The sequence below is a fragment of the Psychrobacter aquimaris genome, from assembly GCF_016107525.1.
GTDB lineage: Bacteria > Pseudomonadota > Gammaproteobacteria > Pseudomonadales > Moraxellaceae > Psychrobacter > Psychrobacter aquimaris.
The window spans coordinates 249,638-275,925 of sequence record NZ_JABASR010000002.1; the positions used below are offsets into that span (position 1 = coordinate 249,638).

General features: G+C 43.6%; 21 protein-coding genes and 1 pseudogene. 16 read left to right on the forward strand and 6 right to left on the reverse strand.

Translation table 11 applies throughout. From position 1 onward, the window contains the following. Positions 1-75 precede the first annotated feature (75 nt). The 5 genes and pseudogenes from JFC10_RS03035 to JFC10_RS03055 all read left to right on the forward strand — a co-directional run. Positions 76-1,233 (forward strand): sulfate ABC transporter substrate-binding protein, encoded by a 1,158-nt coding sequence (locus tag JFC10_RS03035; protein ID WP_227686011.1) that lies wholly within the window; start codon positions 76-78, stop codon positions 1,231-1,233. Positions 1,234-1,457: 224 nt separating this feature from the next. After that, the gene (locus tag JFC10_RS03040; RefSeq protein WP_198331606.1) at positions 1,458-2,552 is read left to right on the forward strand and encodes a sulfate ABC transporter substrate-binding protein; all 1,095 of its coding nucleotides are present in this window, start codon (positions 1,458-1,460) and stop codon (positions 2,550-2,552) included. A gap of 283 nt (positions 2,553-2,835) precedes the next feature. Then, the gene (gene cysT / locus JFC10_RS03045; protein ID WP_193011486.1) at positions 2,836-3,720 is read left to right on the forward strand and encodes a sulfate ABC transporter permease subunit CysT; all 885 of its coding nucleotides are present in this window, start codon (positions 2,836-2,838) and stop codon (positions 3,718-3,720) included. Continuing rightward, on the forward strand, positions 3,720-4,658 hold the full coding sequence (gene cysW, locus JFC10_RS03050; RefSeq protein WP_198331607.1) for a sulfate ABC transporter permease subunit CysW: 939 nt from the start codon (positions 3,720-3,722) through the stop codon (positions 4,656-4,658). Before cysT ends, cysW begins: the two co-directional genes overlap by 1 nt. A gap of 116 nt (positions 4,659-4,774) precedes the next feature. After that, positions 4,775-5,494: pseudogene (locus JFC10_RS03055) on the forward strand (sulfate/molybdate ABC transporter ATP-binding protein); the annotation flags it as partial. A 153-nt stretch (positions 5,495-5,647) separates the two neighbouring features. Here the strand turns inward: JFC10_RS03055 and JFC10_RS03060 are convergent. Then, the gene (locus JFC10_RS03060; protein WP_198331608.1) at positions 5,648-5,977 is read right to left on the reverse strand and encodes an ArsR/SmtB family transcription factor; all 330 of its coding nucleotides are present in this window, start codon (positions 5,975-5,977) and stop codon (positions 5,648-5,650) included. Between the two features lie 379 nt (positions 5,978-6,356). On the opposite strand from JFC10_RS03060, the gene JFC10_RS03065 reads away from it, so the two are divergent. The 3 genes from JFC10_RS03065 (at position 6,357) to bfr (JFC10_RS03075) (ending at position 8,008) form a co-directional block, all read left to right on the forward strand. Continuing rightward, positions 6,357-6,548 (forward strand): (2Fe-2S)-binding protein, encoded by a 192-nt coding sequence (locus JFC10_RS03065; protein ID WP_198331609.1) that lies wholly within the window; start codon positions 6,357-6,359, stop codon positions 6,546-6,548. A gap of 426 nt (positions 6,549-6,974) precedes the next feature. Further along, positions 6,975-7,463 (forward strand): bacterioferritin, encoded by a 489-nt coding sequence (bfr, locus tag JFC10_RS03070; RefSeq protein ID WP_198331610.1) that lies wholly within the window; start codon positions 6,975-6,977, stop codon positions 7,461-7,463. Between the two features lie 65 nt (positions 7,464-7,528). After that, the gene (gene bfr, locus JFC10_RS03075; RefSeq protein ID WP_193011480.1) at positions 7,529-8,008 is read left to right on the forward strand and encodes a bacterioferritin; all 480 of its coding nucleotides are present in this window, start codon (positions 7,529-7,531) and stop codon (positions 8,006-8,008) included. Positions 8,009-8,134: 126 nt separating this feature from the next. Here the strand turns inward: bfr (JFC10_RS03075) and JFC10_RS03080 are convergent, their stop codons facing one another. Next, positions 8,135-9,511 (reverse strand): DHA2 family efflux MFS transporter permease subunit, encoded by a 1,377-nt coding sequence (locus JFC10_RS03080; RefSeq protein ID WP_198331611.1) that lies wholly within the window; start codon positions 9,509-9,511, stop codon positions 8,135-8,137. Between the two features lie 301 nt (positions 9,512-9,812). Here JFC10_RS03080 and yghU point away from each other — a divergent pair, with 301 nt between their 5' ends. The 5 genes from yghU (at position 9,813) to uvrA (ending at position 18,902) form a co-directional block, all read left to right on the forward strand. Next, complete coding sequence (gene yghU, locus JFC10_RS03085) at positions 9,813-10,661, forward strand: glutathione-dependent disulfide-bond oxidoreductase (RefSeq protein WP_198331612.1); 849 nt, start codon at positions 9,813-9,815, stop codon at positions 10,659-10,661. A 355-nt stretch (positions 10,662-11,016) separates the two neighbouring features. Then, positions 11,017-12,288, forward strand: a complete 1,272-nt coding sequence (locus JFC10_RS03090) for a DUF1176 domain-containing protein (RefSeq protein WP_227686012.1) — start codon at positions 11,017-11,019, stop codon at positions 12,286-12,288. Between the two features lie 561 nt (positions 12,289-12,849). Beyond that, positions 12,850-14,517, forward strand: a complete 1,668-nt coding sequence (locus tag JFC10_RS03095) for a DEAD/DEAH box helicase (protein WP_193007387.1) — start codon at positions 12,850-12,852, stop codon at positions 14,515-14,517. A 338-nt stretch (positions 14,518-14,855) separates the two neighbouring features. After that, on the forward strand, positions 14,856-16,100 hold the full coding sequence (locus JFC10_RS03100) for a DUF819 family protein (RefSeq protein WP_198331613.1): 1,245 nt from the start codon (positions 14,856-14,858) through the stop codon (positions 16,098-16,100). A gap of 234 nt (positions 16,101-16,334) precedes the next feature. Next, on the forward strand, positions 16,335-18,902 hold the full coding sequence (gene uvrA / locus JFC10_RS03105) for an excinuclease ABC subunit UvrA (protein WP_198331614.1): 2,568 nt from the start codon (positions 16,335-16,337) through the stop codon (positions 18,900-18,902). A gap of 38 nt (positions 18,903-18,940) precedes the next feature. On the opposite strand, the gene JFC10_RS03110 is transcribed toward uvrA, so the two are convergent. The 3 genes from JFC10_RS03110 to JFC10_RS03120 form a co-directional block, all read right to left on the reverse strand. Next, positions 18,941-19,396: an Ntn hydrolase family protein gene (locus JFC10_RS03110; RefSeq protein ID WP_198331615.1), complete on the reverse strand. Its 456-nt coding sequence runs from the start codon at positions 19,394-19,396 to the stop codon at positions 18,941-18,943. 12 nt (positions 19,397-19,408) lie between these two features. Then, positions 19,409-20,194: a transglutaminase family protein gene (locus tag JFC10_RS03115; protein WP_198331616.1), complete on the reverse strand. Its 786-nt coding sequence runs from the start codon at positions 20,192-20,194 to the stop codon at positions 19,409-19,411. A gap of 68 nt (positions 20,195-20,262) precedes the next feature. Next, positions 20,263-22,539 carry a circularly permuted type 2 ATP-grasp protein gene (locus JFC10_RS03120; protein ID WP_198331617.1) on the reverse strand — a complete coding sequence of 759 codons (2,277 nt, stop codon included), beginning with the start codon at positions 22,537-22,539 and terminating at the stop codon, positions 20,263-20,265. A gap of 389 nt (positions 22,540-22,928) precedes the next feature. Here JFC10_RS03120 and rhuM point away from each other — a divergent pair, with 389 nt between their 5' ends. Beyond that, on the forward strand, positions 22,929-23,921 hold the full coding sequence (rhuM, locus tag JFC10_RS03125; RefSeq protein WP_198331618.1) for a RhuM family protein: 993 nt from the start codon (positions 22,929-22,931) through the stop codon (positions 23,919-23,921). Between the two features lie 50 nt (positions 23,922-23,971). Then, on the forward strand, positions 23,972-24,715 hold the full coding sequence (locus JFC10_RS03130; protein WP_198331619.1) for a M90 family metallopeptidase: 744 nt from the start codon (positions 23,972-23,974) through the stop codon (positions 24,713-24,715). Between the two features lie 146 nt (positions 24,716-24,861). On the opposite strand, the gene JFC10_RS03135 is transcribed toward JFC10_RS03130, so the two are convergent. Then, on the reverse strand, positions 24,862-25,527 hold the full coding sequence (locus JFC10_RS03135) for a hypothetical protein (RefSeq protein ID WP_198331620.1): 666 nt from the start codon (positions 25,525-25,527) through the stop codon (positions 24,862-24,864). Positions 25,528-25,696: 169 nt separating this feature from the next. Here JFC10_RS03135 and JFC10_RS03140 point away from each other — a divergent pair, with 169 nt between their 5' ends. Further along, positions 25,697-26,182, forward strand: a complete 486-nt coding sequence (locus tag JFC10_RS03140) for a hypothetical protein (protein WP_198331621.1) — start codon at positions 25,697-25,699, stop codon at positions 26,180-26,182. Positions 26,183-26,288 lie beyond the last annotated feature (106 nt).

Consider the following 26,288-nt stretch of genomic DNA (forward strand, 5'->3'; position numbering starts at 1 on the left):
TCCAAAGGATTATAAGTATTAATAAGGTTATTAATACTATGGAAAACTGTTCTAACAACATTATAGAGAGCACTCATGCAACCACATAACAAAAGTATTCAGCAAATATCTCAAAAGCTTCGTTTTGCGAACATACATACATTTATTGAAAATAAAAATACGCCGACACAGCTAACCAATGTCAGTGTTAAAGTGGGTAGCGTACTGGCGTTTGCCATGCTAATGACAGGCTGTAATCCTACCGAAGTCACTCAACAAGACGGAACAAAAGTAGCGAGTGATGAGAAAAATATCAGTCTGTTGAATGTCTCTTATGATGTATCGCGCGATTTTTATAAAGACTATAACGCTTTATTTAGCGCAGATTATCAGCAAAAGCATTCAGACAGTCAGGTCAATATCAATCAATCACATGGTGGCTCAAGCAAACAAGCGCTGTCGGTCGCCAATGGTTTGCAGGCAGATGTGGTCACCTTAAACCAAGAAAGTGATATGAATCTGTTAGTCGAAAAAGGCTTGGTTGCTTCTGATTGGCAGCAAGCATTCCCGAACAATGCCGTTCCTTACACCAGTACGATGGTGCTATTGGTGCGCGATGGTAACCCAAAAAATATCAAAGACTGGTCTGACTTGGCGCGTAATGATATCGATGTCGTGATACCAAACCCAAAAACCAGTGGCACCGCGCGTTATGCGTTTTTGGGTGCCTACGGTTACGGATTACATCAATTTAAAGAAACGGTGCAAAGTCCTGCCAAAACAAATGATTTTATCAAAAAACTGCTGGCAAATGTGGTCACTTATGACAATGGTGCGCGTGCAGCAACGACCAGCTTTACTCAGCGCGGGCTAGGGGATGTACTTATTACGACTGAAAATGAAGCACATTTAGCCGCCCAGCAATTTGCAAAGGGTAAAGTTGACATTGTTTACCCAAGCTACTCTATTGTGATTGCTAACCCAGTAGCGGTTGTAACGGTAGTGACTGACAAAGGTGGCAAGACGGAAGCGGCGAATGCTTATCTAAAAGGCTTATGGGACACCCCAGCACAAGAACTTATGGCACAGATGTATATGCGTCCAAGTAATCCACAAGTGCTGGCAGCTCACAAAGGAACCTTACCTGATATTGAGACTTTTGAGCCGGTAGCAGTATTTGGTTCTTGGGAGCAGATTATGGACACTTTCTTTGTCGATGGCGGGCGTTTCGATCAGCTAGCAAGAGTGAAGTAGATGGATTGATACATGCTCAAAGCAGTAAGTTTGTACGAGTAGAGCAGTCAGTTGATAGCGTGTCAGCATTATGCATTGACGATGATATTTAAGTGATTGATAACCTTATATTTATATTCTTGTTATTCCATTTTGGCAATAACATACGCATATTCATCATTAAACATAATAAGATGGCGCTGTTAGCATACTTGCATTACCTAACAGATACCTTTGAGGGATTTATGACATACGCTTTGCGCTATCAACAAAAAAGTAAAAAACGTAACGTCTTGAGCATTGCAGGCGTTGCATTAACCTTGGGGCTGGCTGGCTGTAGCAATAGCGAGACAGAGACGACTGCTAATGCAGATGGCACAGCAGCCGCAGAGGGTCAAAATATTGAGCTGCTGAACGTCTCTTATGATGTGGCACGTGACTTTTATAAAGACTACAACCCATTATTCGTTGAGCACTATAAAGCGGAAAATCCAAACAGCAATATCCTAATCAAGCAGTCACATGGTGGCTCAAGTAAACAAGCACTGTCTGTGGCTAATGGTCTGCAAGCAGATGTCGCTACCATGAACCAAGGCTCAGATATTGAGCTGCTTGAGAAAAAAGGTTTGGTTGAGTCAGATTGGGAAAGCAAATTCCCAGACAATGCCGTTCCTTTTACCAGCACCATCGTTTTCTTAGTCCGTAAAGACAACCCAAAAGGCATCAATGACTGGGAAGACTTGACCAAAGAAGGCGTTGAGATTGTCATGGCCAATCCAAAAGTGACGGGTAATGGTCGTTATGCGTTCTTGGGCGCTTATGGTTATGGCTTGCACGCTTTTGATAACAACGAAACCAACGCCAAAAACTATGTAAAAGACATGCTCAAAAATGTCAAAGTTTATGAGAATGGTGGACGTGCCGCGACAACCACTTTCGTTCAGCGCGGTATTGGTGATGTCTTAGTAACTTTTGAAAATGAAGCCAATTTGGCAGCGACTGATTTCGGTGCTGGTAAAGTAGACATCGTTTATCCTAAGTACTCTATTAAATCAGAAAGTCCTGTTGCGATTGTAAAGTCAGTAACAGATAAAAAAGGCACAACGGATGCCGCAAAAGCTTATCTTGACTACTTATGGAGCGAGCCTGCCCAGCAATTGGCAGCCAATCTATATCTACGTCCTAGCGTCAAAAGCGTCCTTGATAAAAATGGTGATAAATTACCACCAATCGAAACATTCCGTCCAAATGATACCTTTGGCACGTGGGATGAAATTATGGGTACTTATTTCAGTGATGGCGGCGTATTTGATCAGCTAGCCATTAACGTCCCTCAGTAATCAATTGCCAAGCACATAAGAGTAGCTACTGCGCTAGCAAGTGCAGTCAGTCATAGCGTTAGTCATGCAGAACCCCATAAAGGACATGGTCATATACGCTATGTCCTTTATACCGTAAGCAAACTAATAACTACATGACAGCATGGTTGTATGGACAGCATCATCGTTAAGTGCTTTCTGTTAAGTACTCTCTTTAAGTATCAATATTGAAAACCCACGTTAAGCAATAACAATAAATAGTAATCATCGCTAAGTATGATTGGTTAGGCAATAGGACATCATTATGAGTGCAAAAACATCTCCTGCCAGCAAAGCCCTTGCAAAAAAAGGGTGGCTAACACGGTTGCGCCAACGCAATGTGCTGCCAGGGTTCGGCCTGAGCATGGGTATCACTGTCTTTAGCTTGTCATTATTGGTGGTATTACCGTTTGCCATGATGGCCTATACCACCACACAGATGGGTTGGACAGGCTTTTGGGAGACGATTAGTCAACCGCAAGTCACCGCTGCTATCAAGCTAAGCTTATGGATGTCGTTTTTAGCGATGCTCACTAATATGGTGTTTGGTACATTGGTCGCTTGGGTGCTTGTCCGCTACGAGTTTTGGGGTAAGTCACTGATTAATGCCTTGGTTGATTTGCCGTTCGCATTACCAACGGCGGTCACGGGCATCTCGCTTGCGACCCTTTATGCGCCTAATGGTTTGATTGGACAGTGGTTTGATAAATTTGGCATTCAGGTCGCCTTTACACCCATAGGTATTTGGCTGGCATTGGTCGTGGTCAGCTTTCCTTTTATTGTCCGTGCGGTACAGCCTGTACTCGCTGAGCTATCGGTTGAATTTGAAGAGGCAGCCGCGGTATTAGGTGCCAATCGCTTGACGACGTTTCGCAAAGTAATTTTGCCAGAGCTGTTGCCCGCTTTACTCATGGGTGCTGGCATGATGTTTGCTCGTGCCACTGGTGAGTATGGCTCGGTGATTTTTATCGCTGGTAATATCCCTATGCAATCAGAGATTTTACCGCTCATTATCATTAGTAAATTAGAGCAGTTTGATGTTCAAGGTGCTTCTGCGGTTGCACTGTTTATGCTACTGATCTCATTTGTGATTTTATTGACCATTAACATCATGCAGTGGAAACTGTCGCGCCGTGTAGGAGCTCGCTAATGCAAATATCTAATAGCTACGACTACCAAAGCAACGCAGCGACTAAAGACACGCCATGGATACGCCGCACCTTTATCGTCATCGCAGTGCTATTTATGGTCATCATGTTGGTCATACCGTTGCTGGCTGTGTTCTATGAAGCCTTTAAAGGTGGCTGGCAGCTGTATATTGCCTCGCTAGTCGACCCAGAAGCCTTACAAGCCATTAAACTGACATTAATTACCGCCGCCATCGTCTTGCCCATCAATATGGTGATGGGTATCGCAATTGCATGGTTGGTGACGCGCTATCAGTTTAAAGGTAAGCAGCTGGTGACCACCCTGCTTGATCTGCCATTTTCTGTGTCGCCGGTCGTTGCGGGTTTGATGTTTGTTTTACTATTCGGGCTCAATTCTACCGTTGGTGGCTGGCTTGAAAGCATGGGATTCCAAGTCATTTATGCGGTTCCAGGTATTGTATTAGCGACGCTGTTTGTTACTTTTCCTTTCGTTGCACGTGAGCTAATACCACTGATGCAGACGCAAGGCGACTCTGAGGAGCAAGCGGCATTGACCTTAGGCGCGACAGGCTGGCAGACGTTTTGGCATGTCACACTACCCAATATCAAATGGGCACTACTCTATGGTTTGATTTTGACCAATGCGCGGGCAATGGGGGAGTTTGGGGCGGTGAGTGTGGTATCTGGTCATATTCGCGGTGAGACCAATACCATGCCACTGCTGGTCGAGATTGCTTATAATGATTATAACTTTACCGCCGCTTTTGCCTTATCAAGCTTACTTGCTGCATTGGCGCTCGTGACGCTGCTTATTCAACAAGTCATGACCAAGCTACAAGAGCGTAAATTTGCTAAGTCCGAACGGCTGGCTAGTGCGCCTGAGTTACTGGTAAGCGCCAATGCTACTGATGCAACGACCGTTGAAAATTTGAATAAGTAATAAGCAACATTATCTCAACTTGGTCTGAACAAGGGCTGGCATTTAATTTAATAATATAAATGCGGTAACCACCAAAAATCTGCCACGATACCAAAGATATAATAAGAGAACCCATTATGAGCATCGAGATTCGCAACGTTAATAAAAAATTCGGTCAGTTTACCGCCTTAGATAATATCAATATCACGGTACCGACTGGCAAGCTAACCACTTTGCTGGGACCGTCAGGCTGTGGCAAAACGACGTTGTTACGCATTATCGCCGGCTTAGAGTATGCTGACTCAGGCCAGATATTGTTTGATGAGATGGACGTAACCAATACACCGGTGCAAAAACGCCATATTGGTTTTATGTTTCAGCATTACGCATTGTTCCGCCATAAAAACATTGCTGATAACGTTGCGTTTGGGCTGACGCTATTACCAAAAAATGAGCGACCGAGTAAAGCAGATATCAATAAGCGCGTTGCCGAGCTATTGGACTTGGTGCAGTTACCACAAGTGGCCAATGCTTATCCGCATCAATTATCAGGCGGTCAGCGTCAGCGAATTGCGCTGGCACGAGCCTTAGCAGTGAAACCAAAGTTATTGCTATTAGATGAGCCTTTTGGCGCCCTCGATGCCAAGGTACGTAAAGAGTTACGCACTTGGTTAAAGAACATTCACCATGAGCTTGGTATTACCAGTATCATGGTCACTCACGATCAAGAAGAAGCTCGCGCCGTCTCAGATGAGATTGTGGTCATGAACCAAGGGCGGGTAGAGCAGGTAGGCACATCAGAGGAACTGATACACCAGCCTGCCAATGCATTTATCAGCGATTTTTTAGATTTGGCATAGTGGAATTTGCTTCAGTTCGTCTATCATAACCCATAAAAAAAGACCTATTTATTGTAGGTCTTTTTTTATGGGTTAAAGCATGCCTTAATTTCATTTGGCGATCTAGCATTATTGAGATCAAATGTTGATAGCAATAATGCTAGATCGTCATTATACTTCAGCAGGCTTGGATATATCGCTATCTTTGCTAGATATTTGCTTATAAGTAATATCCAAAATCTCTTGGCACCATTCTGGCAAGTCATCAGCGACTTCATACCACATCCAAGTACCATCGCGAACACAGCTTAAGATACCGAGTTTCTTTAAATGGTTCAAATGACGCGATATCGTCGGCTGCGGTTGATCCAGTATTTCTACTAGCTCACCCACACAGCGTGATTCTTTATTAAATAGAATTTGAAATATTTTTAATCGCGTCGGGTCAGATAAGACTTTAAATAACTCGATAGGTCGTATCGTAAAATTATTATCAGACATAGAACAATTCCAATTGAGCTTTGTTAATAGGGGTTCAATATAACAGTAGTTATCTACAAAATCGATTAAAAAATGAGCTAAATTACAGTTCGTCGTTAATTTACTACCTTTCATAATATTCGGTTACACGCACGCTTATATCCACTTACATCAATTAATCGCGTGTAATATAAGCGTATTTTTATAACGGTGATTTTATCTTCAATAATATGTCAAATACTATTGCAAATGATAATAGTTATCGTTATTATATATCAGTCAATAAAAATGACCGTGAATATCGAAACAAACACTCTATTCATCATTTTTATCATCCACGCATTGAACTTATGAGCAATAAAAGTAGTTACCGAATAGCGGTATTCAGAGGAGCCAGTCCATGTACGTATGCATCTGTAATGACGTAAAAGAAAAGCAAGTCAAAGCAGCCATTGCTTCAGGTATTGATACCCTTGACGGTCTAAAAGATACCCTCGATGTTGCGACTTGCTGTGGCTGCTGTGAGCCGATGGTTAACGATTACCTAGATGAGCATCACGCTAAACTTGATGTCTTGGCTTACGCCGTTTAAGGGTTATCGATTTAGAGCTTTACTATCCATATATTCCTCACGCTAATATCACTAATGCACCTCGACACCACATACATTCTATTTCGCACTTATCCTTTGTTCATTAGATATAAAGGGTAAGTTGCTAGCGTCCGTATAACTTTACTCATACACCTACTTAAATGATAATGAGCATCATTAGCAGCCATTATTACGGTAACCAGCGCCAACTAAAGCTAGCTAATTATGATTCTCAATTAGCATCTTATTCTTAGTTCATAACATTACAAGCTGTATAGCGCCTATATGCTACTATATCTGTCTCACGTTGTAAGACGTTTTTTTTGATTTTGATCTTTACTGAGCAGTTTACCAATAGTACTATCCTTATATGGATAATTATGAATTTATGGTGGTCTGTAAAATATAAATAGGGGAGTATAGGTTATGATAGGTAGCCCAAAAGTCATTGATTATTTGAATTTTTTGTTAGGCGGTGAGCTGGCAGCGCGTGACCAGTATTTTATTCACTCAGAAATGTATGCTGAGTGGCATTATGGCAAACTGTACGATCGTATCCATCATGAGATGGAAGATGAGACACTACACGCCCAAGCTATCATTCGCCGTATTCTAATGCTGAGCGGTACGCCAAAAATGACGGTCAATGCCATCAATATCGGTGCCACTGTTCCTGAAATGCTGCAACTGGACCTTGAGCTAGAGTATCAAGTACAGCAGCACTTAAAAGACGGTATTGCTCTCTGTGAAGCAGAGCGTGATTATGTCACGCGTGAGATGTTGGTAGAGCAACTAAAAGACACTGAAGAAGACCATGCGCATTGGCTTGAGCAAAAATTGCGCTTAATTGATATGATCGGTCTGCCCAATTATCTACAAAGCCAAATGGCTGAAGTCACTCCCAATCTTGTCTAATGCCACGACAGATATGAACGGTCATAATATTTAGCTTATACACATATAGTAGGGAGAGAGACATAATGAAAGGGGATAAAGAGGTCATTCGCGCTTTAAACAAAGTGCTCGGACAGTCATTGATTGCCATTAATCAGTACTTTTTACATGCTCGCATTGCGCGTCATTGGGGGTTAGAAGCCCTTAATGAAAGTTTTTATAAGCAATCCATCGCTGAGATGAAATGGTCTGATGAGCTGATTGCACGGATTTTATTGCTAGGTGGCTTACCAAATTTGCAAGATTACGGCAAGATGTTCATCGGTGAAGATGTGCCAGAGATTATTGAGTGCAATTTGCGCTTAGAAAAACAAAAATTCGATATCATTACCGATGCAATAGCCCTATGTGAAACTAAGTCTGACTATGTGTCGCGCCAGCTATTAGTGACGCTAAAAGATGGTAATGAAGAGTATCAAGACTGGTTAGAAACGCAGGAAGATCTAATAGAGAGTATTGGGGCTGAGCGCTATATCCAATCACAAATGGATGATGATGCGCCTTAATGCGTTATTATTGTTGCAATGAATCGTAGTATGCTCTAAAAATGCCAGCATGTGAGTGATTATAAACCACACCACACGCTGGCATTTTTATGTCTAATATTTGACAATGCTTGCTATATAAGCGTCTCAGTATAAGCCGCGCCCATCTTCAGGCTTAAGTCGCAAAAAGTACAGCCCTGAGAGGATAGTTAACACCCCAAGTATCCAATAGGTGGTTTGAAACGCTGTCAGTGTATCCATTTGTAGGCGTTCACGTAACAGCGTCAGTACCGCTGCCCCAAAGGCAATACCGAAACTAATGGCCAATTGCTGATTAACCGCCATCAAGCTATTGCCACTACTGGTTTGTGTCCCTTGTAAGTCGCCAATGGTAATCGTATTCATCGCACTGAATTGCATTGAGTTACAAGCACCCATTATGGTCAAAATAGGGATAAACCACAGCCACTGGGAGGCGTCGTTAAATTGTGCCAATACAATGATAAGTGAGCCCATAAACAAAGTATTGTAGACCAGAACCTTACGATAGGTATAACGCTGAATAATCTTACTTACCCACGGCTTGATACCGATGGCACCGACCGCGATGGGTGCAAGTAGCCAACCTGCCTGCGACGGTGAGTATTCAAACACCACTTGCAGCAACAGCGGTAACAAGAATGGCACCGCACTGATGCCTAAGCGCGTGAATAAGTTGCCAGTGATGCCAATACGAAAGGTGCGAATGTCAAACAAACTCAAGGGGAATAATGGTGCTTGACGACGCTTGGCGTGCCAGACGTAGGCCCCTATTAATAAACTGGCAAGCAAACTAAGTAACAAACCATAAAACCCTCGACCAGCCTGTGAGCCGAATTCTACGGCAAGGGTAAACCCACAAGCCGCTGCCGCAAATAACAAAAACCCTGTCCAATCAAGACGCTTAGTATCCTCAAATAATGCGGGCACCAATTTTTTGCCCAAGATAAAACCTGCAATACCCATTGGTATATTGATCAAAAATATCCAGTGCCAGCTGGTGTATTGTACGATATAGCCGCCTAAGACAGGGCCTACTAGCGGTGCTACCAAGGCAGGAATCACCGCAAAATTCATGACGGTCAACAGTTTATTGCGTGGATAGGATTTGACCAATATTAAGCGAGCCACAGGCGTCATCATCGCCCCGCCAATACCTTGGATGACCCGTGAGCCAATCAAAAAATCTAACGTAGGCGACGCGGCACATAGCATCGAACCAATACAAAAAATAATAATCGCTGCCAAAAATACTCGGCGCGTGCCATATTTATCGGCCAAAAAACCACTGATAGGAATAAATATGGCCAAAGTTAGCGCATAACTAATCACTGCCCACTGCATCTTTAAAGGAGACTCACCCAACGCCTGTGCCATCTGCGGCAATGACGTATTTAATATAGTGGCGTCCAAAATTTGCATAAATAGCGCCACCGCTAGCACATAGGGCAAGTATTTATCTTGTGTCGGGGTTAGCGTTACCATGTAAATCTCATTAGATATCCCATCATAAAACGAGCAAAATAGTCTATTGATGACTAATTCGCTATATAAGTCGAGTAGTATAAGAAAGACTCAATCATAATAAAAGAGAATCAAAGTAACGGCTTGCCGTTGAGGTTATGGAATACTGCGTTTAGAGACAATAGTATTAACATTGCTTACAAGAGAAGACTTTAATACCAAGGCTAGTTATCGTTATAGTAAACCCTCGCTAACGACTGAAGCCAACATAAACAGAAGTAGCAACAACACGATAAAGATAAAGATAAACTGAGGATATATTATGAGTCAGGAAAACAACAAAGCTTGCAATGATACCGATGGGCAAAGTGATAAATATGTACCGCCCAAAGTTTGGACGCAGGACAAAGATAACGGTGGTAAGTTTGCCAGCATCAATCGTCCAACAGCGGGTGCGCGCCATGATAAAGCGCTGCCGGTAGGTGATGCGCCCTTACAGCTGTATTCATTGAATACACCAAATGGTGTCAAGGTCAATATACTGTTAGAAGAGCTTGCCGAGCTTGGTATTAAAGGTGCGGAATATAATGCCTATAAGATTGATATCTCTCAGGGAGATCAGTTTGGTTCTGGCTTTGTGGCAATAAACCCTAACTCAAAAATTCCAGCCTTGGTTGATCACTCTAGCAGCGAGGAGCCAATTGCACTTTTTGAGTCTGGCGCTATCTTGATGTATCTTGCAGAGAAATTCGGCCAATTTATGCCTTTATCACTTGGTAAAGCACGGGCAGATTGTTTGTCTTGGGTCATGTGGCAGATGGGCAGTGCGCCTTTCTTAGGTGGAGGCTTCGGACATTTTTATGCTTATGCGCCTGAACCACTGGAGTACCCAATCAACCGCTATACAATGGAAACCAAACGCCAGCTTGATGTATTAGATACCCATCTAAAAGCCAGCACTTATATGTGTGGCAACAACGAAGCTGATTATAATATTGCGGATATGATTATTTGGGCGTGGTATGGACAATTGGTGCTTGGTAAGCTCTATGATGCCGCAGAGTTCCTGCAAGTTGATGACTACAAGCATCTGAAACGCTGGGCACAGGCAATTGCTGAACGTCCAGCTGTTAAGCGTGCTGTAGACTTATCATTGAAGCCTATTGACTAAAGCAACCGATAGCAGATACCTCTATAAAAATAACCAGGCTGATAGGCGATGTGCTTATCAGCCTTGATTTTTTTAGCCATCTTGCTATTCTGTATTCATATATAGTTATATTTAAATAGATATACACTCACCTGTTTACATAATGGTACATTAGTACAACAGATAGAAACATCAGTGCGTTAAGATAGCAGATATTACCTTAAGAAGCAGGGATTTACACTGCTGCTTTAATCGATTTAACATCGTTTGGATACCAGTAAGGCGAGTGATAGTGCTACCCAAAGTAGGCTGAGTGAGTCTGCCAGCGTATCCGATTGAATTGAGATGTGGTTGACTATATTGATGGATAACGATTATGAAGAATGATAACCGTAAACGGATCAACTTCTCACTACAGGCAATGACTAACGGTTTAAAAGTTGCCAATACGACACTCAGCGCCATTCAGAACTGTCAACAGATAGACGCTGATCAACATTCAATATTGCAAGACAAACCCGACTTAACCACGCATCCTAAAAAAATAAAAAAGATACTCTTGTTAATGATAAAAAATAAAATACGATTACCTATGTTTGCTGCTATCAGCGCAGCTTTATTTAGCACAGTGACTATGGCCAGCAATGGCGTTGAATTTACCAATCAAGACTGGCAAGTAGTCTGTGATAATACCCGTACATGCCGGCTGGCTGGCTATCAAGCAGAAAATAATAGCGAATTCCCTATATCGGTATTGCTCATACGCCGCGCAGGCGCAAATGCGGGTGTGGATGGCAAAGTAAAGCTTGGCGGTGCTAAAGAAAGCTCGTCTAAAGCCTTGATGCAACTTGGCAATCGTCACCGTATATCATTGTTTATCAATGGTAGAGACTATGGTGAGACCAAGCCTTTTTCAGCCGCAGCAGGAAATGCCGAGCTGACCCCAACACAAGTGACAGCGCTACTAGAGGCACTGACTAAATCAAGCAAAATTGAGCTGGTGCTACGTAACTCGCGCTGGCAGCTCTCTGATAAAGGTGCTAGTGCTGTCATGCTAAAAGCAGACGAAGCCCAAGGTCGAGTAGGGACATCATCTGCCTTTATCAATACTGATGGTGCCGCTAAGCCAAATAGCACTGTATTGCCACCCAAGTCCGCACCAAAACTGCGCTTCGTAACGCCTAATCCGAAAGCCATCTCTAGCGACAATAAAAAGTTTGTCATGAAATCGTCGCAGCTAGCGGCGCTGATGAAAGGCACCATGAAAGATGCAGATAGTGACTGTCCCAATCTATCAGATAAATCACCATGGCGTGTGAGTCGACTAAATGGCTCACAATTATTAGCACAACACGATTGCTGGACGGGTGCGTATAATGCAGGTGCAGGCATGTGGGTCATTAATGACAGTAAGCCTTATAAGCCGATCTTGGTAACCACCAACGCCACTGGCTACGATAAGGGCAAAATCACTTCCATACAAAGAGGTCGCGGCATCGGTGACTGCTTAAGCAAGACGGATTGGATATGGACAGGCAAAGCGTTTGAGAAAAGTCATGAAAGCACTACAGGGCTTTGTCGCATGATTGAAGCGGGCGGTGCTTGGCAGCTGCCAACGTATGTCACTGAAGTTAATATGGTGCGTTAGCCGCATTGCCAAGCTTATTGAATGCGCATATTTATAAGCAAATTTGCTTTATTTACCTATAATTTGAATAAATCGCTACATATAATATTTTATTGTGCTATACTGCGTCGCCACGTTAGCTTAGGCTTTCGTGAATTATGAGATTGATAACATCGCCTGCGATTTTGGGTCTAGGATGACCATAAGTAATTGTTGCCGATGATTTTGTGTACTTAAATAACCTGTAATGAAAATATCAGTTATTTTTGACTCATATCTTATCTACCAAACCATAAATATGGTTTAAATTGGTTGTTATTCGCGATTATCTGCTTTGGACAAAGCATCAATAATACGCTTATATCAAACAAGGATGAGACACTCGGCACTACCACCAAAATACGTCAGACAGCACGAACGCATTTATTGTAGAGGCTCTAAGCTTTATTGGCTTGGCTTCTGATTATCGACACTTACATGTGGTCCGATAATTCTTTAATAAAGGCAGCGTGGTGAACGGTTATCAGTGGTATGCATCAAGCTTGCTGAATTTACAGCAACTTATACTTACCAAGGATTCTCATGACTGATATTTTATCTGCAATCGCCGCTGAAAACGGCATCATCGAAAACACTGACACTCCAAATACTGATACTAATAATCAAGCGGCTACTACTGACGCTGTTGACGAAAACCAAGTTACTTTTACTGATCTTGGCATCGCTAAGCCTATTCTAACTGCACTTGATCGCAGTGGTTATACCAACCCAACGCCTATCCAAGCACAAGCGATTCCTTTTGCTCTAGCAGGTCGTGACCTTTTGTTGTCAGCGCAAACGGGTAGTGGTAAAACAGCCGCATTCGTTATCCCAGTACTTGACCGTTTGAGCCGTGCTACTAGCTTTGACAAACTAACCAAAGCACTTATCCTAACGCCAACGCGTGAGCTTGCTCAGCAAGTACATGATAGCGTACGTACATACTCTAAAGACATGCGCGGTTTGTTCTGTGTGCCACTAGTTGGCGGCGCACCATACAATGGTCAGATCACTGCTCTGAAAAAAGGCGTTCAAGTTATCGTTGCGACCCCTGGTCGTCTACTTGACCATATCAATGCAGGCCGCGTTGACTTGTCAAACCTAGAAGTATTGGTACTTGACGAAGCTGACCGCATGCTAGACATGGGTTTTGCTGATGACATCAGTGACATCTTGCGTGCTGCTCCTACTGATCGTCAAACCATCATGTGTTCAGCAACTTGGGATGGCCCAGTAGGTAAAATTGCTGCCAGCTTCACTAAGAACCCTGAGCGCGTATCTATCAAAGTAGAATCTGCACACATCGAAGAAAAAGTGTACTACTGTGATGATTTCGAACATAAGAACCGTTTACTTGACAAAATCGTTTGCCAGCAAGATATGGAACAGATCATTATCTTTGCTGCTACCAAACGTAGCACTGAAAAACTGGCCAAACAGCTACAAGAAGCCGGTCATAAAGCCAGCTTCCTACATGGCGACTTGCCACAAAGCAAGCGTAACCGTATCGTTCAAGACTTGCGTAATGGCAAAGTAAAAATCCTAGTAGCGACTGACGTTGCTGCTCGTGGTCTAGACATTCCAGCTATCTCGCACGTTATTAACTATGATCTTCCGCGTCAAACTGAAGATTACGTCCATCGTATCGGTCGTTGTGGTCGTGCTGGTCGTACTGGTGTGGCTATCAGCCTATGTAGCATGGATGATCGTCCACAGCTAAACGCCATCAACCGTTATCTAGATCGCAAAATGGAAGTATGCATCATCGAAGGTATGGAACCTAAGAAGACTTACGTACCTAGCGAAAACAAAGGTAATGGTCGTGGCCGTGGTCGTGGTCGCTCTAACGGCGGTGGTAATGGTCAAGGCCGTGGTCGCTCAAGCGGTGGCTATCAAGGCAATCCTGCTAATGCTCGTGGTCGCTCAAGTGACAGCAGCGCTGCAACTGGTCAACGTGCTAGCAATGACAGCGGTTATCAAGGTAAGCCACGTGACACGTCAGGCAAACCAAATGAGCGTTCAGGTGGCAAGCCTTATCAAGGTAAGCGCACTGGCGGTCCAAGTCGTGGCGACAGCACTGGCGTTCCACGTGGTGAGCGTGCTGCAACTGGTCGTGGTCGTCCAAGTGGCAGCCAAGGCCGTCCAGCTGGTCGTTCTGACAGCCGTGGCCAAGGTCGTCCAAACGGCGGCAACCGTGGTAACAACTCGTAATACAGTTATATTTGGCGATTAAAATTATTGATTCATTAATCGTCTAAAGATAGCACTAAAAAAGCCAGATACTTGTTATCTGGCTTTTTTGTGTTTACAGGTTTGAGATTAATAACGATATAAAATGACGAAGACAGTCAAAGTATCTGCAAATAGTTATGACTTGAACCTCACTGAAACCTTGCGTGATATGCTCAGTCTCGTATTTATGATTGATTGCTTTGCACCTACACAAATACTTAAAATCGAGTAGGGGATAATAGGGAGTTGCTTGCGTGTCTTTTTTGCCTTGTCTATACTAACAAGCTTTTATTCATCGTGTGCTGCGGAGTCAGTTGATGCCCAACATTTCCCATTTAACTATTGATAGTTTGCCATTAGCCTTTGGCATCATTATGGCTATTATCGGTTTGGTTTTTTATACCCAAGGATTACCGGGTAAATTCTGGCGGCGCTTTTATGCGGTATTGCCCGGTATTGTACTGTGTTGCTTTATACCTGCGACGCTGAATAGCTTAGGCATCTTCGCTGACGGTATTGGCTCACAGATTTATGGCTTTACCGCCACTTATTTATTGCCAGCAAGTTTGCTGTTGATGACCTTGTCTATGGACGTACCAAAGATACTCGGTTTAGGTTGGAAGGCGATTGCAATGTTTTTCGCTGCCAGTATAGCTATCATCATCAGTGGCCCCATTAGCTTAGGTATCGCTAAGTGGATATCGCCTGAAATGTTTGTCGATGATACATTGTGGCGAGGATTTTCTGCCGTAGCGGGCAGTTGGATCGGAGGCGCGGCTAACCAAGCAGCGATGAAGGAGCTGTTTGGCGTCAGTGATGATTTATTTGGTATGATGATTTTGGTCGACACCACCAACGCTTCATTATGGTTATTGGCTATCTTGGTATTGGCTAAGCATAGCGATAAGATAGATCGGCTATTGAGGGCGGATACTAGTAGTATTGATAAAGTGATTAAAGCAGTTGAGAATTATGAGCGTGATAATGCTCGTCCAGCGACTTTAAATGACTTGATGGTGATGTTTGGTTTGTGCTTTGCCATGGTAGGAGTCGCACACTTTGTTGGTGGGCAAATTGCTGACTTTTTTGCCCCGTACAAATGGGCAGTACAATATAGTTTTGCCAGCTCGTTCTTTTGGATGGTGGTGATTATTACTTTGATAGGTGTTATCTTTTCTTTTACCAAAATTCGTCGTCTTGATCATGTGGGCGCATCCAAAACTGGTACGGTATTTATCTTTGTATTAATCGCAGCGATTGGTATGCAGATCAATTTGGCGGGTATCGTCTCTCAGTGGCGGCTATTGCTCATCGGCTTTTTATGGATGAGCATTCACGTCGTCATTATTTTTGCTGTGGCTAGGATGATTCGTGCGCCGTTTTTCTTTTTGGCAGTGGGTTCCAATGCCAATACTGGTGGCGCGTCATCAGCTCCGATTGTCGCGACGGCCTTTCATCCATCACTTGCACCTGTTGGGGTATTTTTGGGTATTTTAGGTTATGCAGTAGGGACATTTGGCGGTTATATCAGTACCCAATTGATGCGCTTAGTGGTGTCTTAATCTCTAAGTCACCATTATCCTAACAATACTTTATTGCTAAAAAAACCCGCATTGATGTGGGTTTTTTTATTATTGATTATTGGGTGACTTAAGTTATTGTTTTGTCTGTCTATGATATTGATACGTAAGCCTCGCCATGGCCTTGCATAAGTACGTGTTAACATTTCTCCCAATTGTATAAATACCCCCAGACTCGTTGGAAAGAAACGACGACTCAATAGGAAAAATAGCATTATGGCGAACCGAAAAAAATTAGAAGAAAAAGTGAATAAGACAAGCCCAGTGAAGAATCCTCTCTATAACTCCGACCAAGAAAATATTCAGGTCAGAGGTGCGCGCGTTCACAATCTAAAAAACGTTGATATTGATTTACCTCGTAATGCGCTAGTGGTCTTTACTGGTATATCTGGATCAGGGAAGTCTTCTTTGGCATTCGGTACATTGTTTGCCGAGTCACAGCGCCGCTATCTTGATTCAGTATCGCCTTATGCGAGACGACTGATTGATCAAGTTGATGAGCCAGATGTCGATACCATAGAAAGATTGCCACCAGCAGTCGCCTTACAGCAGCAGCGCGGTACGCCCTCAGTACGCTCTTCCGTCGGTAGTGTGACTACGATATCTAATGGTCTGCGTATGCTGTACTCACGAGCAGGAGAGTATCCAGAAAATCAAGAAATGCTATATGCCGATGCGTTCTCTCCGAATACACCAGACGGTGCTTGTCCGACTTGTTCAGGTATCGGTCGCGTGTTTGAAGTCACTGAAGAACTGCTAGTACCAGATAGCACCAAGAGCATACGTGATCGTGCGATTGCGGCATGGCCACCAGCGTGGCAAGGTCAAAATCTCAGTCGCATCTTAACCACACTGGGTTATGATATCGATAAGCCTTGGCACACACTCCCGAAAAAAACCCGCGACTGGATTTTATTTACGAATGAAACGCCAACGGTGCCTGTCTATCCTGAATATAATATTGAGCAAACGCGCGAGGCAATTGAGAGTGGTGAAAAGCCAAACTACATGGGTACTTTTACCAGTGCCAAAAACTTTATTTTGCACTCTTTTGCTACCACTCAAAGCCCGCGTACCAAAAAACGCGTCTCGCAGTTTATGCAGATATCTGAGTGTCCAGAATGCCATGGCAAAAAACTAAAAAAAGAGTCGCTATCAGTCAAGTTTGCAGGATTGGATATAGGTGAGCTGTCACAGCTAACACTAACAGAAATGGTGCTAAAACTAGAAAAAACAGCTCACACCAAGGTAGCCAATGATACACCAAGCCGTGAAAAAGCGATTGTTGCCCAGCGTATTGCCAGTGATATTCTCTCTCGTGTTGAGGCACTGACAAGGCTTGGTTTGGGCTATCTTTCGCTTGAGCGCACCACACCAACACTATCTCCTGGTGAGTTGCAGCGACTACGACTGGCAACCCAGATTCGCTCACAGCTTTTTGGTGTGGTCTATGTCCTTGATGAGCCATCGGCAGGGCTGCATCCTGCCGATACTCAAGCGCTGTTAGGAGCGCTGGATGAGCTAATCGCGTCTGGCAACTCCGTGTTTGTCGTTGAGCATGATGTCAGTGTCATTAGGCATGCAGACTGGGTAGTCGATGTCGGGCCAAAGGCAGGCACGCATGGTGGCGAGATTGTCTATAGTGGACCTGTAGATGGACTGCGTGACGTTGCGCAGTCGCATACTGGTCAATATCTCTTTGCCAACGATACGGCTAATGCTCAGTCAAAATCTAACACAAGACAGCCGACAGCATGGCTCAAGCTTGCAAACATCGAGCGCAACAATATAGCAGGGTTAGACGTTGCGTTTCCGCTTGGGGTGATGACAAGTGTCACCGGTGTTTCGGGCTCAGGAAAATCGAGCCTCGTCAGCCAAGCGTTGGTAGAGCTCATCAATGAAGCATTGGGTCAAAAAACAGTCGCGGAAGCACCCGTAGGTGAAGCGGATTTACTTGAACAAGAGCTTGAAGCAGACACAGGTGGTGAAATCGTCACTGGCATGGCGCACATCCGTCGTCTTATTAATATCAATCAAAAAGCGATTGGACGTACGCCGCGATCGAATCTGGCAACGTATACTGGATTATTCGATGACGTGCGTAAGCTGTTTGCTGCAACCAAGCAAGCAAAAGCATCTGGTTATGATGCTGGTCGTTTCTCATTTAATACCACAAAAGGACGTTGCCCAAATTGTGAAGGCTTAGGGTTCGTTAGTGTTGAGCTCTTGTTCCTTCCAAGCGTTTATGCGCCTTGTCAGGTTTGTCATGGGCAACGCTATGACGAGGAAACGTTGGCAATCACTTATCGAGATAAAAACATTGCGGAGGTCTTGAACTTAACGGTTGAAGCAGCTCATGAGTTTTTTGTCGATGAAGCGCCTATTTTGCGTGCATTAGACGCGTTGCTACAAGTTGGACTTGGTTACTTACGCTTGGGTCAGCCTGCCACTGAACTGTCGGGCGGTGAAGCACAACGTATTAAGCTTGCCACTGAGTTACAGCGCACACAACGAGGCGACACACTTTACATATTAGATGAGCCAACCACAGGTCTACATCCTGCTGATGTGTCCATGCTAATGGCGCAATTAAATGGTCTCGTCGATGCTGGTAACACCGTCATTATGGTTGAGCATGATATGCAAGTGGCTAGCAATAGCGACTGGATTATTGATGTTGGGCCAGGGGCTGGAGAGGAGGGTGGGCTGATTGTCGCTCAAGGTACGCCACATGACGTTGCCCAATCAAAAACAAGCCGAACCGCGCCATTTTTATTGGTGTAAGAACGGGTCTTTAGATTGGGTTTGATAGTTAGAAAAGGTTATTCCCAATAATCATTGGGACATTCTGGCAGTTCAATCAAAGTATTACGTAGTGCTTCTGACCACTGTCGACTAATGGTCTTAAAATACTCATCATCTTCTTCGATACGGCGTCCTTTTGGTAGCGTGAGACTATCGTTTTCATAAATGACAAAATCAATGGGCATACCGACGGATAAGTTGGAATGAATGGTAGAGTCAAATGAGAGCATCAGCGCTTGGGCAGCATGATTGACATCGGTATCATATTTTACTGAGTGATCGAGGATTGGTTTGCCGTATTTGCTTTCACCAAACTGAAAAAACGGCGTGTCTTGTGTGGCTTTAATACAATTGCCCTCAGGATAGATCATATATAGCTCAGGTGGCTGTCCTTTGATTTGACCACCTAGTAAGCATGAGCTGGTGAAAGTACCGCTATAGTTATCATTAGCGACCCTTTGGTGAACCCACACTTAAAAAGCACCTTATGATAATCTCGAAACCAGCACTTGACTGTAAAGGTTTTCATAACCGCCGCCCATCCGTACGCCGCGTAAGGGAGCTGCGTCTAGATAATCTCGACCAATGGCAACATACACATGAGAGCTTGGCTGAAACAGCTGGTTTGAGATATCAAACGTGTACCAGTAGCCATCTAGCCATGCTTCTGCCCACGCATGACTTGCCATATGGTTTTCTGTATCATCATATAGATAGCCAGATACATAGCGCGCTGGAATCTGCTGATCTCGCAGGCAGCCTAAAAATACATGGGTATGGTCTTGGCACACGCCAGCCCCAAGCTCAAAAGCTTCGGCAGCCGTCGTGCCGACATGGGTTGTGTTTTTGACATAGGGTATTTTCATAAGCAGCTCAGCTGCCAGTGCTTTTAGACTGTCATGAGTAGCCGTTGTTAGATAAGGCTCTGCAAATTTACGCATGGCTTCAGAGCACTCAGTTAAGGGGCTTTGTACGGTAAACAGCAAATAAGGGACATTGTTCATATCCTCTAGACGCTCTGTGCTCGTGTTGATTTCGACAATACCTGATGCCTGCATTTGCAGGTTGTTATGCGCCTCATTACGACTCAGCGTGAGCCACTCGTTACCAAAGCCATCTTTTTGAATGGTAGCCACTTTGGGCAACATGACATTCCACTGATGAATGATCTGATGTGGTAGCTGCATGGGCGTCATGCGGATATATTGCACACTTCGGTGCGCCAGCTCATCGTAATAATAGTTAGTTTGGTGACTGATTTGAAGTTTCATAGCATCTTCCTATTCTTATTGCTCTGATTGTTTAGCACTCGGTGTTTTAATCATTAAATGCTGCCGCGCTAGACCCCTTGTTGCAATATCGTGCTGCACTCTTTACTCAGTAACTGAAAATCGCTAAGTTGTTGAGATTTAATCATTTGGTTGGTTAGGCGAATCAGCTCGCGCCAACGCGTGTTCTCTGGCAGCTTGTTGATCCAATGTTTAAATTCAAGACTAATGGCGACGGAGTCTTCATTTAAGAATACGGTACGCTCCAGTTGTTCAAAGTGTCGTCCCAATTGCCAAAAGCAAGTCACGATAGGATGCTCTTGTGCCATCGCGGCATTACAAGCATGTAGCTGTAACGTCGCGGCCCGATATGTTCCCGCGCTAGATAGCCGTTTGATTAGGTTGTATAGCTCAGCGGTGTCTTTACCGATGACGCCTTTAGCTTCTTGTACATTGGTTTCAATGGACTGAACAATATTGGATATTTTTTCTTGCTCCAAATCATGCAACATTTGAGCTTTCATGGTTTTTAAAGGCTGGTTTGGATCAACGTTAAAACCTAGGTGATTAATCAGGTGATGCAACTGTGCTTTTTTGATATTGCCTTTTACCAGTTGTTTGATGATGTTGTCATAATAGTATAAGCGTTCGCTATAGCGACCGAGCCAAACCAAATGATTGGCGGTAGACAGCAGTAATATCATGGGCGCGTTGTCAGGATTTTCATAGCCAGCTTCAAGTGGCTGCACGGGATCATGATAATGCGAGTGATTTGCGGTGATTGCCTCTGATGACTGCTGCTTATCAATTTGGTTATCTTGCTTTTTGGCCACTGACGGTTTGGTTGATGAGGTCAAGTTACTGTCATCGATGACCCAAGTGTCTTTGATGCCACCGCCTTGTGAGGAGTTGACGACCAACGAGCCTTCGACCATGGCCACTCGTGTTAGACCACCGGGTACAATATCCACTGAGCCATCGCCATGACTTAATATAAATGGTCGCAAGTCGATATGGCGCGGTGCAATACCGTCACTGACTGCCGTGGGGTTAGTGGAGAGTGATATGGTAGGCTGAGCGATAAAGCCTGCTGGATTTGCCAAAAGGCGCTTGCGATAGTCACTGATTTCTTGCTTAGTAGATGTAGGTCCGATGAGCATGCCATAGCCACCAGAGCCTTGTGTTTCTTTTACGACCAATTTATCTAGATTGTCCAGTACGTATTTAAGCTCATCAGGCTTACGGCACTGATAGGTTTCGATATTGGGCAAAAGGGGTTTTTCACCCAAATAAAACTCAATCATGTCAGGCACGAAGGGATACAAGCTCTTGTCATCAGCCACGCCAGTTCCTGGAGCATTAACAATGACGACATTGCCAGCACGGTAGGCGCTCATAAGGCCTGACACCCCCAAAATAGAGTCGGAGCGAAATGCCAACGGGTCAATATAAGGGTCATCAATACGGCGATAGATAATATCGACCTGTACTTTGCCACGGATACCTTGCATATAGACCTTGCTATCTTCGACGATTAAGTCGTAGCCATGAACCAATGGAACATTCATCTCATGGGCCAAAAAAGCGTGCTCATAGTAGGCGCTGTTAAAACGTCCTGGCGTTAAGATAGCTATCTGCGGATCATATTTACTGGTTGAGCTGGCAAGACAGGATTTGAGGCGCTTTGGATAGTCACTAACACCCAATATAGACGTATGGGAAAACTGGTCAGACAGAAGAATCTCTGATATTTTTCGGCTCTCTAACATGTAGGAGACCCCTGATGGCGTACGTAGATTGTCCTCTAATACACAAAACCGACCAGCCTCATCTCGAATGAGGTCAATACCACTGATGTGTGAATAAATGGGCTTATCAAGTTCAATACCCATCATCCATGGCTCATAGCAGCCGCTGGCATAAACGTAGCTGGCAGGGACAATACCTGCTCTCATAATGGCTTGGTCGTGATAAATATCATGCAAGAAGGCATTGAGAGCTGTGATTCGTTGTTTACAGCCAGCCTCTATCTGTTGCCATTCACTGGCAGCAATAATACGGGGGATAATATCAAACGGTATCATTCGCTCGATGTTCTTGGCATCGCTGTATACCGTAAAAGTTACGCCTTTTCGATAGAATATATCAGCGGCTTGCTCATTAAGATGATTTAACGCGTCGATACTGGTATTGTCGAGCCAGTCACCGACAGATCTAGCAGCCGGTCGGTAGTTCCCTTTACCGCTTTGTAGTTCATCAAAGCTTTGAGGCTTTTCTAGGTGCGTAGTTGTTTGTTTCTGGTTCTTGCTTATATATTGACTCTGGCGCTGAGATGACTTTTGATTCATAAATACCTCACGTATCCTTGTTAAAGTTATACTTTATGACAAATACACTGTCTATACTCAGCAGGCTAGCACTTGTATTACGATCAACAGGTAGTCCATGTCTTATATAAACTATACAACGTATACTAAACAATATACAAGAAGCGTTAAATAATAGGTATTGAACAGCTTTAACCCAGATTCAATATATTCAACTGGGTTGGCGTGACCAATAGAAGAAGAGTAGAGATGAGAAAGGCGGTAAAATTCATCTGTAAGTAGATTTTGCGCATCGTCATGATTTGTTAGTAAAACTACCCATGGTCATAATTGAGCGCCCATTGCTGAATAAGTGATGTTATTAGTAGTTATTGATCAATATAATCTATCTATAAGTAGAAGCCACGTAAATGAAAGCTACTCAAAATAATAACAACTCGACCATTGAGATCTATGAAAGTGCTGATGGAAAGGCGCAAGTAGACGTACGTTTTGAGCAAGAGACCGTTTGGCTGTCACAAGCACAAATGACTGAGCTATTTGGTCGCGATCAATCAGTGATTTCACGTCATATTGCTAATGCCATAAGCGATGAAGAAGTGTCCGAAAAAAGCAATATGCAAAAAATGCATATTGCAAATTCCGATCGGCCTGTGACCTTTTATGACTTAGATGTGGTTATTTCGGTGGGCTATCGGATCAAATCACCTCAAGGTGTTCAGTTTAGACGTTGGGCAACCCAGCGTTTACGTGAATACTTGGTACAAGGATATACGCTTAACCAACAGCGCCTTGATAAAAACTCTGCTGAGTTACAACAAGCGTTAAATTTAATCAAAAAAACAGCACAAAGTCCTGAGCTCAATACCGATCAAGGTCGCGGTTTAATTGAGATAATCAGTCGTTATACACAGACGTTTTTATGGCTACAACGCTATGATGAAGGGTTGTTAGATGACCCATCAGGGCAGGAAGGCGGTGTATTACCCAGCCCGGCTGAGGCGATGGCAGCACTCAATAATTTAAAATCGCAGCTGATAGAAAGAGGCGAGGCGACTGAGTTATTTGCTAAGCCTCGTGGTGACGGTTTGGGTAGTGTACTTGGTAACTTAGAGCAAACCGTGTTTGGTGAGCCTGCATACCCGACTATCGAAAGTAAGGCGGCGCACCTGCTGTACTTTATGGTGAAAAACCATCCTTTTACCGATGGCAATAAACGCAGCGGCGCTTTTTTGTTCGTGGATTTTTTGCATCGGAATAATCGACTGCTGAATGATAAAGGTGATATGGTCATCAATAACACAGGGCTTGCGGCATTAACGCTACTGGTCGCTGAATCTAACCCCAATCAAAAAGACACTCTGATTAAATTAATTATGAATATGTTGTCGTTAGAGGCCTGATAAACTGTTTTATCGTCAGTGTCTAACCACAAAACCCAAGGATAACAACCATGTTTAGCCTGATAAAAGACTGGCGCGAGCAGCGTATACTGGACAATAGCGAATTTACTCATGCTGACTGGATGCAAGCGGCCAAGCGGATCGTGATACTTGATCGGCTAAACGAGGACGAGCTAAACCGTTTGTTTGAACTGGCGACGTTGTTTTTGGCAGATAAATCCATAACAGGTGCACAAGGTTTTGAGATTACTGATGCTGTCAGGCAATCGATTGCACTGCAAGCTTGCCTGCCGATCTTAAATCTCAGCCTTGAATGGTATGCTGGCTGGTCAGCCATTATCATTTATCCTGGTTCCTACAAGAGCGAAACAACCACTGTCGATGAACTGGGCATCGTCCATGAGGGCAGTCAGCACCGTAGCGGTGAGGCGTGGCTGCGCGGCCCCGTTATTCTGTCATGGAAAGATGCGAAACACTCAGGCGAGCGCGATGGTCATAACGTTGTCATCCACGAATTTGTGCATAAACTTGATATGTTAAATGGCCGTGCCAATGGCTTTCCACCACTGCAACCCGATATGGATCCTGCGCGCTGGACTGAGATTATGACACATGACTTTGAAGACTTTCAGACTCATCGTAAGGCAGGACTAGATCGTTATGGCGCTACCAATCCTGCGGAGTTTTTTGCGGTTCTGAGCGAAGTGTTTTTTGAAACACCGCAAAAATTGGTAGATGCTTATCCAGATATCTATGAGATTATGGTGAAGTTTTTTCGCCAAACGCCACTTTAATAAGATCATTAGTATTTAACATTTATGTTGAATACTGAATATACAGGCGGAAAAATAATAAAAAGGGCAGTGTATGGCTTCGGTGACACTGCCTTTTTTATTACTCATTCTTTATTTAAATACATGTTTTTATAGATAAAAATTATTTAAACTGTCCATTGCTCATTCACAATAGCGACCAAATAGCGTTTGCCTTGATATCCTTCAAACACTAAGCGCATGATGCGCCAATCCATACCAGCGTATTCCTCTGAGCCTTTATGATAAAACTCGACAACCTCTGAATTGGGATAAATCTTCTTTAGGTTATTAATCATATTACCGCTGTGTTGGAATTCATTAATACTGATACTGGCATTGTTAAATTTTCTAGCATCAATCCATGTGTCTAAATATACAGGTAGTGGCGTGACTAGTAGATCGCCAGTACCGTCTTTTTCACCCCAAGTAAAGCGCACTTTGGACTGTTGTAGATATTGCGCGAATTGTTCACGGCTAAAGACTTTATCAGTCTCAGGACGCACATAGGCATACATCGAAAAACTAATACCACGGGTTGGATGAATATCATTGATGATGCGAGCAAAGTCTTGATTCGCAAGTGCGCGCTGAATACGTACGGCTTGCTGCTTAAGGGTTTGCTGACTGATGTCGGAGACTGTAGGCGTTGATGAGTGGCTATTAGATTGATTGGTAATGGCTGTATTGGATTCAGCAGAAGATTGACAGCCCGTTGCTGTTAGCACCAAAGCCAATGCGCCGCCAACGGTTAATTTAGACGAGCGGTCTTTAAAAGTAGATAATATGGTCATAAAGCATCCTTAATGAGCAAGTTTTACAAAGTTACTATGTAAAAATTATTATGTAATAGATTATTTCTAGTAGATAAACCGGAATGATACGATAATACAGCAGAGTCATAATATGGTTATGATGTAATGGTTTATAACACTTATATCATTGAAGCTCGTAGAGAATGCTATGCCAACACATTACTCATTGACGCTGCTAATCATAGGACTGATAGCAACCAATTCTGCTATAGCGAATATAGTAGAGTCGACTCAAACCTATGCAGCCATAAAAATAGCGACCATTAGCGACATGTATCAGCAAGACGTCAGCAATCAAGGCATGGATAATCCAATCGTATTGCAACAGTATGCCGACCCAGATTTACAAGCAGCGATGCAAATTGAGCAGGATTATTTTGATAGAGAGCAAATATCTTGTCATGTTGGTTATGACGTATTGTGGGATTCGCAAGATCCTGATTATGCACAAGACAAACAGTTTTCGATGACTAACCAAGGATTGGTACAAGTAAGTTTGGCACATGGCAGCAATGTTTATTATGAGTTGTCATGTAGTGGCATCGATGACGATGCTAGTTGCCGAGTGGCGGATGTGATTTTAAATGAGGATAGCAAGTCCTTACGAAAGCATTTACTAGAAACCTGTCGCTAGCCAGTGATGAGTGTTATTTTTATTGATATCTACATATGATATAAAAAGGTTATAAATTTTTAATAAAAGTCATAGAGATAACCATGAAAGTTTCCAAATGAAGCTG